Origin of the sequence: Streptomyces sp. NPDC058576 (genome assembly GCF_042718715.1) — a bacterium.
Lineage (GTDB): Bacteria > Actinomycetota > Actinomycetes > Streptomycetales > Streptomycetaceae > Streptomyces.
In genome coordinates this window covers 35,272-41,407 of the sequence record NZ_JBHXPF010000064.1, presented here as the reverse complement: position 1 = coordinate 41,407, position 6,136 = coordinate 35,272, and the positions used below count along the sequence as shown (strand labels likewise).

Sequence of the window (6,136 nt, the reverse complement as noted above, 5' to 3'; positions counted from 1 at the left end):
CGGCGTACAACCCAACCGCTGTCGGGGCGGCCCCGGACCCCCACCCGGCCCCGCCCCTTCTCCGTGCTCACTCGGCGGCCTGCGCCTCCTGCGCGCCCCCGAAGCGGCGGTCGCGCTGCGCGTACTCCAGGCAGGCCCGCCACAGGTCCCGACGGTCGAAATCCGGCCACAGAACGTCCTGGAAGACCATCTCGGCGTACGCGCTCTGCCAGATCAGGTAGTTCGAGGTGCGCTGCTCGCCGCTGGGGCGCACGAAGAGGTCCACGTCCGGCATGTCCGGGTAGTACATGTACTTCGCGACGGTCTTCTCATTGACCTTGGACGGGTCGAGCTTCCCGGCCGCCACGTCCCGGGCGATGGCCTGCGCGGCGTCCGCGATCTCGGCACGCCCGCCGTAGTTGACGCAGAAGTACAGCGTCATCTTGTCGTTGTCCTTGGTCTGCTCCTGGGCGACCTGGAGCTCCTGGACGACGGACTTCCACAGCTTGGGCATCCGGCCCACCCAGCGGATGCGGATGCCGAGCTCGTCCATCTCGTCGCGGCGGCGGCGGATCACGTCGCGGTTGAAGTTCATCAGGAACTTCACCTCGTCCGGGGAGCGCTTCCAGTTCTCCGTGGAGAAGGCGTAGAGGGAGAGGTTCTTCACGCCCATCTCGATACAGCCCTTGAGCACGTCCATGACGACGCCCTCACCGACCTTGTGGCCCTCGGTGCGGGGCAGACCCCGCTCCTTGGCCCAGCGGCCGTTGCCGTCCATCACGACGGCGACGTGCTGGGGCACCAGCTCGCCGGGGATCTTCGGCGGCGTCGCGCCCGAGGGGTGCGGCTCGGGGGTCTTGTACGTGCGCCGGTTACGGCCGCCGAGGATCCCGCGTACTGCCATGAGCTTCTCAGTCTCCCTGTGTCACTTCTCCACGCACCGCGTCGTCTGCCCGACGCACCGCGTCACTTCTCGACGTACCGCAGCGAGCGCAGGCCGCGCTCCAGATGCCAGTGCAGATAGGCGGACACCAGCCCGCTCCCCTCCCTGACATGACGCGCCTCGCACGCGTCCGCCGTCGCCCAGTCGCCGCTGAGCAGTGCGCTCAGCAGTTCGAGGGCCTGTGCCGAGGGTACGACGCTGCCGGGCACCCGGCAGTCACCGCATATGACGCCCCCCGCCGCGACGGAGAAGAACCGGTTCGGACCGGGCATTCCGCACTTGGCGCAGTCCTCGAAGCTGGGCGCGTACCCGTTGACCGCGAGCGAGCGCAGCAGGAACGCGTCCAGGATCAGGTGGGGGGCGTGCTCGCCCCGGGCGAGGGTGCGCAGGCCGCCGACGAGCAGCAGATACTGCTGGACGGCCGGTTCGCCCTCGTGGTCGGTGAACCGCTCGGCGGTCTCCAGCATCGCGGTGCCCGCGGTGTAGCGGGCGTAGTCGGCGACGATCCCGCCGCCGTACGGGGCGATCGTCTCGCTCTGGGTGCAGAGCGGCAGCCCGCGGCCGACCAGCTCGCTGCCCCGGGCGAAGAACTGCACATCGACGTGGGAGAAGGGCTCCAGGCGGGCGCCGAACTTGGACTTGGTGCGGCGTACCCCGCGCGCGACGGCACGGACCCGGCCGTGGCCGCGGGTGAGGATCGTGATGATCCGGTCGGCCTCGCCCAGTTTCTGCGTACGCAGCACGATGCCGTCGTCCCGGAACAAGCTCATGGGTCCATTGTCGCCCACCGGGGGCCGGCGGCGGGGCCCGTGGGCCGTTGTGGATCCAGGAGGGCTACGAGGGTGTGCGGGCGGCTGCCGCCAGCAGGCGGGCGGTGTCGTCGGCGGGGAGCTGGAGGGCGCTGCCGACCGTGGTCAGGACCTGGCGTTCGGCCGCGCAGTAGGGCCCGTCGGCCAGCGCGATCCGGGCGCCCTGGAGGAGGACGGACTCGCGGCCCGCGGTGGCCAGGTGCGGGGCGAGCGGGGCCAGCACCTCGTGCAGCTCGATGGCGAGGGTCGGGCCGCAGGCCTCGGCGGCCGGGTCGGTGCCGGAGCCCTGCCCGGTGTCGGCGGCCAGCACCTCGACGACGGTGAACAGCTGCTCCTGGGTGCAGTCGTCGAGCCCGGCGTCGCGCACGGTGGCGACGGCGGCCTCCAGGACCGTGCGGGAGGTGGTGCCCCCGGCGGCGAGGACGGCCAGGGTGACGGTGTGGACGGCCTCGCGGAGCATCGCGGAGAACCGGGTCGTGGTGGGGTGGTCCAGCGCCTCGGGGGCGTGGTGGGCGAGGCAGGCGGCGCACTCGACGACGGGCTCGGTCTCGCCCCGGCGGACCAGCGGGACGCCGAGGACGGTGAGGCGGCGGCGGCCGGTGAGCCGGCGGTAGTTGCGGTCTCCCCCGCAGCCGGGGCAGAAGAAGACGCCGTCGCCGACGGCGTCCCAGACGGTGCGAACGCCGCAGAGGACCGGCCTCAGAGCGCGTTGTCCTTTGACTGATCGCACGTCGCACACCTCCGTAACGCTCCGGCAACACTGCCGTGTGTTGGACGTGATGTTAGCCACATGCGTGATGTGACGTCAGCCTCTGGGACGTCACAACCCTCGGATATGGCCGAACCCCGACCACCCAAAGCGGGCGATCGGGGTCAGGAGTGCCGTTCGGGCGTCAGCGGCCCGCGCGGTTGACCGCGGAGACGACCGCCTTCAGCGAGGCGCGGGTGGTGTTGGCGTCGATGCCGATGCCCCACAGGACCTTGCCGTCGATCGCGCACTCGATGTACGAGGCGGCCTGGGCGCTGGCCCCCTCGCTCATCGTGTGCTCGGTGTAGTCCAGCAGCCGGGCGTCGATGCCGATGGCCTGCAGCGCCTCGAAGAACGCGGAGATCGGGCCGTTGCCGGAGCCGGTCAGGACGGTGTCGGCGCCGTCCACGACCGCCTCGACGGTCAGGGTGTCGGTGCCGTCGGTGTCGGAGGTGGTCTGGCCGGAACGGAGCTGGATGCGTCCCCAGCGAGCCGCGGCGCTCTCCGCGTTCGGCAGGTACTCGTCCTTGAAGGTGGACCAGATCTGCGTCGGGGTGACCTCGCCGCCCTCGGCGTCGGTCTTGGCCTGAATGATCCGGGAGAACTCGATCTGCATCCGGCGCGGCAGGTCCAGCTTGTGGTCGTTCTTCAGGACGTACGCGATACCGCCCTTGCCGGACTGCGAGTTGACCCGGATGACGGCCTCGTAGGAGCGGCCGACGTCCTTCGGGTCGATCGGCAGGTACGGCACGGCCCACTCGAGGTCGTCGACCGTCTTCCCCTGGGCCGACGCGTCCTTCTCCATCGCGTCGAAGCCCTTCTTGATGGCGTCCTGGTGGGAGCCGGAGAAGGCGGTGTAGACCAGATCGCCCGCGTAGGGGTGGCGCGGGTGGATCTCCATCTGGTTGCAGTACTCGCTGGTGCGGCGGATCTCGTCGATCTGCGAGAAGTCGATCTGCGGATCCACGCCCTGCGAGAACAGGTTCATGCCCAGGGTGACCAGGTCGACGTTGCCGGTGCGCTCGCCCTGGCCGAACAGGCAGCCCTCGATGCGGTCGGCGCCGGCCATGACGGCCAGCTCGGCGGCGGCGACGGCGGTGCCCCGGTCGTTGTGCGGGTGGACCGACAGACAGACGAACTCGCGGCGGGAGAGGTTGCGGGACATCCACTCGAAGCGGTCCGCGTGCGTGGAGGGCGTGGAGCGCTCCACGGTGGCGGGCAGGTTGAGGATGATCTCGCGGCCCTCCTCCGGCTGCCACACGTCGCAGACGGCCTCGCAGACCTCCAGGGCGAAGTCCAGCTCGGTGTCGGTGAAGATCTCCGGGCTGTACTGGTAGCCGAAGACCGTCTCGGGGCCCAGGATCTTCTCGGCGTACTCCATGACCAGCCGGGTGCCGTCCACCGCGATCTGCTTGACCTCTTCGCGCGAGCCGCGGAAGACGACGCGGCGGAAGGTCGGGGCGGTGGCGTTGTACAGGTGGACGGTGGCCCGGCGGGCGCCGACCAGCGACTCCACGGTCCGCTCGATCAGCTCCTCGCGGGCCTGCGTCAGGACGGAGATCGTCACGTCCTCGGGGATCGCGCCCTCTTCGATGATGGAGCGGACGAAGTTGAAGTCGGTCTCGCCGGAGGACGGGAAGCCGACCTCGATCTCCTTGTAGCCCATCTTCACCAGCAGGTCGAACATCTCGCGCTTGCGGGCCGGGGACATCGGGTCGATCAGGGCCTGGTTGCCGTCGCGCAGGTCGGTGGAGAGCCAGCGGGGCGCCACGGTGATGCGGTTGTCGGGCCAGGTGCGGTCGGCGATGTCGACGGCCTCGTAGCCGCCGTACTTGTGGACCGGCATCCCGGAGGGCTTCTGCAGCTGCGTCGCGTTGGTGATCGGGGTGGGGCGGCCGACGGAATCAACGGCGGGATTCACGGTGTTACCGGCAGGATTCACGGTGGTCATGGCGTAGGGCTCCTCGGTCCAGCGGGGGTCGGCCGACTGTGTCGCTGCAGCACCAGACTCCGCGGGGAGGGGGTCGGCCTACGACTACAGGCCCTCGCCGCGGCAGCTAAGGAGAAGCAGCCCGAAACGCATGATGCGACGAGCGTAACCGAGTGTGGCCCGTGGTGTCGGTCCGTATCAGTATGCGGGACCAGGCATCGATGACGGGTAAACAGTGACTCATCACTCCATTTCGTCAATCATCGTCGCAACCGGTGACAGCGCGGTGACGGAGTGCCACAGTCGATGTATGCACCTTCGAACCGACGGCGATCTCCACCCCGTCTTCTGCACCATCGTTCCGCCCCACGTCCTCGATCACCTGTCCCGGTCCGCCGAGCCCCGGCTCGCGGATCCGGCCCGCCGCACCCTGGAGGCCGACGCCCTGCGCCGCGACCGCCGCCGGCTGACGGCGCTCGCCGCGACGCCGACCAGGCACACCGCCGGCGCGGTCCCGAGCAAGCCCCACCGCACGCTGTACGACTGCGAGGGGGGCACCACGCTGCCCGGCCGCCAGGTCCGCGACGAGGGCGACAAGCCCACATCGGACGCCAGCGTCAACCGCGCGTACGCCGGCCTCGGCGCCACCTTCGAGCTGCTGCTCTCGGCGTACGGACGCAGCTCCATCGACGGCAAGGGCCTGCCGCTGATCGGCTCCGTCCACTACGGCCAGGAGTACAACAACGCGTTCTTCGACGGCGAGCAGATGGTCTTCGGGGACGGCGACGGCGAGATCTTCCTCGACTTCACCGTCGCGGTCGACGTGATCGCCCACGAGCTGGCCCACGGCCTGACGCAGTACACCGCCAACCTGCGCTACGAGGGCCAGTCGGGCGCGCTCAACGAGTCGGTGTCCGACGTCATCGGCTCGCTGGTCAAGCAGTACTCGCTGGGCCAGAGCGCGGAGCAGGCCGACTGGCTGATCGGCGCCGGGCTGCTCGCGCCCCGGGTGAGCGGGGTCGCCCTGCGCTCGATGAAGGCCCCGGGCACGGCGTACGACGACGATGTCCTCGGCAAGGACCCGCAGCCGGGCTCCATGGACGACTACATCGAGACGGAGGAGGACAACGGCGGCGTCCACCTCAACTCCGGCATCCCCAACCGCGCGTTCCACCTGCTGGCCACCGCGCTGGGCGGCAACTCCTGGGAGCGCGCCGGGCAGATCTGGTTCGACGTGCTGACCGGCGGCGAGCTGACGGCGAACGCGGACTTCGCGGAGTTCGCCCGGCTGACGGTCGCGGCGGCGGGCGCCCGCTTCGGCGAGGCGGACGAGCGGGAGGCGGTCCTCAAGGCCTGGTCGGAGGTGGGCGTCTCCACCCGGGCGTGACCCGGACCGTCGAGTGCCCGGCCGGCGGGCGGGGTTGAGTGCCCGTCCGGCCCCCGATAGACAGGACCCCATGCGTATTCAGGTCAGCCGGACCGGCGGCTTCGCCGGCATCGCCCGCCGCCATGAGGTCGACACCGAGGGCCGGTCGGACGCCGCGGAGTGGCGCTCGCTCGCCGAGGAGACGCTCGGCTCCGCCGGGGACGCCCCGCCGACGGGAGTGCCGGACGGCTTCCGGTACGAGATCACGGTCGACGGACGCACCGTGTACTGCGCTGACCCCGATCTGACCGGGGCGCAGCGCACGCTGATCTCACGCGTCCTGAAGGAGGGCGCGTGAGAT

At 70.4% G+C, this 6,136-nt stretch carries 6 protein-coding genes; 2 read left to right on the top strand and 4 right to left on the bottom strand.

Features of this window, described 5'->3' with window-relative positions; translation table 11 throughout:
- Positions 1 to 67 precede the first annotated feature (67 nt).
- The 4 genes from ACFWRV_RS30885 to leuA form a co-directional block, all read right to left on the bottom strand.
- On the bottom strand, positions 68 to 883 hold the full coding sequence (locus ACFWRV_RS30885) for an isoprenyl transferase (RefSeq protein ID WP_384339209.1): 816 nt from the start codon (positions 881 to 883) through the stop codon (positions 68 to 70).
- A 62-nt stretch (positions 884 to 945) separates the two neighbouring features.
- Complete coding sequence (recO, locus tag ACFWRV_RS30880; RefSeq protein WP_006124319.1) at positions 946 to 1,692, bottom strand: DNA repair protein RecO; 747 nt, start codon at positions 1,690 to 1,692, stop codon at positions 946 to 948.
- A 64-nt stretch (positions 1,693 to 1,756) separates the two neighbouring features.
- Positions 1,757 to 2,461 (bottom strand): TerB family tellurite resistance protein, encoded by a 705-nt coding sequence (locus ACFWRV_RS30875; protein ID WP_384339208.1) that lies wholly within the window; start codon positions 2,459 to 2,461, stop codon positions 1,757 to 1,759.
- Between the two features lie 163 nt (positions 2,462 to 2,624).
- A complete protein-coding gene (gene leuA / locus ACFWRV_RS30870) occupies positions 2,625 to 4,430 on the bottom strand; it encodes a 2-isopropylmalate synthase (protein ID WP_384339207.1) in 1,806 nt (601 codons plus the stop codon).
- A gap of 289 nt (positions 4,431 to 4,719) precedes the next feature.
- Between leuA and ACFWRV_RS30865 the strand changes: the two genes are divergently transcribed.
- Positions 4,720 to 5,796, top strand: a complete 1,077-nt coding sequence (locus ACFWRV_RS30865; RefSeq protein WP_384339206.1) for a M4 family metallopeptidase — start codon at positions 4,720 to 4,722, stop codon at positions 5,794 to 5,796.
- A 70-nt stretch (positions 5,797 to 5,866) separates the two neighbouring features.
- The gene (locus tag ACFWRV_RS30860; protein WP_384339205.1) at positions 5,867 to 6,133 is read left to right on the top strand and encodes a protealysin inhibitor emfourin; all 267 of its coding nucleotides are present in this window, start codon (positions 5,867 to 5,869) and stop codon (positions 6,131 to 6,133) included.
- Positions 6,134 to 6,136 lie beyond the last annotated feature (3 nt).